This is a genomic window from Riemerella columbina DSM 16469 (assembly GCF_000374405.1).
Lineage (GTDB): Bacteria > Bacteroidota > Bacteroidia > Flavobacteriales > Weeksellaceae > Riemerella > Riemerella columbina.
The window spans coordinates 1-2702 of record NZ_KB894268.1 but is presented as its reverse complement, the minus strand read 5'-3'; the positions used below and the strand labels follow the sequence as shown (position 1 = coordinate 2702).

The following is a 2702-nucleotide window of genomic DNA, read 5'->3' as shown; positions in this document are numbered from 1 at the left end:
GCTAAATAGGCGATATTTTGGAGAACGATTATTCGATAGGGTGATTATAGCTGCTATAACAGGAAATTAGGTATAAAAACGGATATTCAAAAAAAAATTTTGTTATTTTCATATATAAAATATAATTTTGTCGTGTGGAAGAAAAAGGATACATAGAGATTAGTGTAGATAATTTCAGCAACACACTAAGCCCTGAAGATGTAGATATTAACGAGATAAAGGAGTTAATATCTAACATTGAGAATTTTTTATATCCTACAAAAAAAGAAAAAAATTCAAGACCTCATATTTCGTATTCTTTAGAAGAAGGGTGTGCTTTGCATCGTTTTTTTATTTCCATTTCTGGAGTTTTATTGTTTAATGGGTTAACTTCCGAAATATCCAAAAGGCAGAATCTAAGTTTTTTATCAATAAAGCAGCAAAATATTATCTCTGATTTTCAAAAAAAAGCCATAGAGAAAGGCTATATTATTAAGTTTCGCTCTTCTCTTAACCCTAAGAAACCATCCCTTATTATAGATAAGGACACCTCATATATAGCAGAAAGTCCAAGTTATTATGAGGGGGAGTTTTATTTGTATGGTGAGATTTATCAGAATGGAGGTAAAGACCCTAATATCCATGTTTCAACCAAAGACGGAAATGTAACAGTTTACGCTACGAAAAAGCAAATTTCAGAAGGGGATAATAAATTGTATAAAACTTACGGAGTAAAAGTCAAAGGTAAAAAAAATTTAGAGGACGGTTCTTTTAGTGATTTAAAACTTATAGAATTTATAGAGTATCAACCTATATTTAATCGTAGCCTTTTGGATAAAGCAATAGAAAAAGCCTCTGAGGGATTAAGCAAGATAAAAGATTTAGATAAGTGGATTGACGACTTAAAAACAGAAGCAATATGAAAGATATTAGAAGTGTGCTTTTGGATAACTCTTTTGTAACTCGCTTGTTAAAAAGTGATGATGAGTATCATCAAAATACAGTAGAGTACTTTGAGTATTTTTTACATAAAAACATAATAATGTATTTATCCACTATTGTAGTAAGTGAATATGCTGTTGCTGATAATCCCGACACTTTATTATCTTTAAAAACATTTCAAATTCTTGAATTTGATTATAAAGATGCTAAAACTTCTGGATACTTTTTCAAAAATTTAAAAGAAAATGTAGAATTAAGGCAATCAGAACAAAGGAGTGTCATCATTAATGATATTAAATTATTCGCCCAAATCCATAATAGAAATATAGATGCGTTTATCACAAAAGATAGAAAAGCCCTTACTAAAATGGTAAAACCATTGAGGGAAATAGAGGGATTATCTTTTGAATATATAGACTTATCTATTCCTTTAAGAGAAAAACTAGGTTTATTATTTTAATTTTACAACCTTCTCACAATCACCATAGAAAAAAAATATCAGACAGATTAGTCGAAAAATATTCAAAACCTAATCTTCCCAACTAAAAAATCCACTAAGTATTAGTGGATTTACTTTTTAAATTGCGTACTATCACAGAGATAGCAATTCACAACAATTAATTCTCTTTTCTATATTTATAATAAAATTTCCCTGTTGGAGACAATATACTCGTTTCTAAAAAGGTAACAACTCCATCTTTATAATCCAGCAAAATCAATTCATTGCTATGAGCGTCTCCTTGATAAGTGTGAGTTAACTTTAGAATTGCATTGTTTTCTGAGGTTGCTGGAGTAATAGCATAATTACCTTCTTCATTAAAAGATGTGTCATTTTTGGCAGTATAAGGTTTAAATAAATACTTATTATTGTTTTCAAATTTGTAATAAGTAGTATAAGGAGTAGTTCCTGGCAAATCCGTATAATTATGCCATGATGTACCGTCTTGACTTGATGCTACACCCACCCATTTACCAACCATAATTCTTTTTATATAGTCAGCATTGGTGAAATCATCTTTTTTAACACTAACTTCGTCTCTATCTTTAGAACAAGAAGTGATTGTTGTCATGGTAGCCATAGATAGGGCTAAAAATAATAATACTTTTTTCATAACGATTTAATTTAATTAGTTAAGCGACAAATATAAAAAAAATACAATAGCAAAAATTTATATTTTGTATCAAAAACACGCTTTTAAAACAAAAACTTTTATTTTCCTATCTAATCTATTGATTTTCCTATTGTAACAGGTGTTTACTTAAAGTAAATTTGTAAGTAAACAGATAACCCTATGAACACCAACGCTGGAGGATTATTTTTCGGAGCAGGCATTGACATGAATCAATGGAGAAGAGATATTACAGAAATGAGACGAGATATACTCGGTCTTAATCAACACACACAGCAACAAACTCAACAAATGGATAAATCTTTCAAGAATTTATCTATCGGTATAGCAAGTTACTTTTCTGGTCAAGCGTTGATGGGCTTTACACGCCAACTTATCAATGTTAGAGGGGAATTCCAAAAAACAGAAATCGCTTTTGGAACGATGCTAAAAAGTACTGACAAAGCCAAGGCCTTAATGGGTGAAATGGCGGATTTAGCCGCTAAAACGCCGTTTTCATTGCAAGATGTGTCAAATGGAGCAAAACAATTACTCGCCTTTCAAGTACCAGCTAATGAGGTTGTAGATACCCTTAAACGAATGGGAGATATCGCGGCTGGATTAGGTGTACCCCTTTCTCGGATTAATTTGGTTTATGGGCAAGTTAAGGCT

The 2702-nt window shown here is 31.0% G+C and carries 3 protein-coding genes and 1 pseudogene; 3 read left to right on the top strand and 1 reads right to left on the bottom strand.

What is annotated here, in order from left to right:
- Positions 1-134 precede the first annotated feature (134 nt).
- Entirely contained in the window at positions 135-902 is a 768-nt protein-coding gene (locus C237_RS0110330; protein ID WP_018676413.1) for a hypothetical protein, read from the top strand.
- The gene (locus tag C237_RS0110325; protein WP_018676412.1) at positions 899-1381 is read left to right on the top strand and encodes a hypothetical protein; all 483 of its coding nucleotides are present in this window, start codon (positions 899-901) and stop codon (positions 1379-1381) included. The genes C237_RS0110330 and C237_RS0110325 overlap by 4 nt, the downstream gene beginning before the upstream one ends.
- Before the next feature lie 562 nt (positions 1382-1943).
- On the opposite strand, the pseudogene C237_RS15230 reads toward C237_RS0110325, so the two are convergent.
- A pseudogene (locus C237_RS15230) lies at positions 1944-2033 on the bottom strand (Ig-like domain-containing protein); the annotation flags it as partial.
- Positions 2034-2213: 180 nt separating this feature from the next.
- On the opposite strand from C237_RS15230, the gene C237_RS13360 reads away from it, so the two are divergent.
- A partial coding sequence (locus C237_RS13360; RefSeq protein ID WP_033398989.1) for a tape measure protein occupies positions 2214-2702 on the top strand: 489 nt, incomplete at its 3' end.

What these genes read in the sequence shown, in the direction of transcription:
- C237_RS0110325 (WP_018676412.1), top strand. Translation starts at nt 899, where the DNA reads ATGAAAGATATTAGAAGTGTGCTTTTGGATAACTCTTTTGTAACTCGC.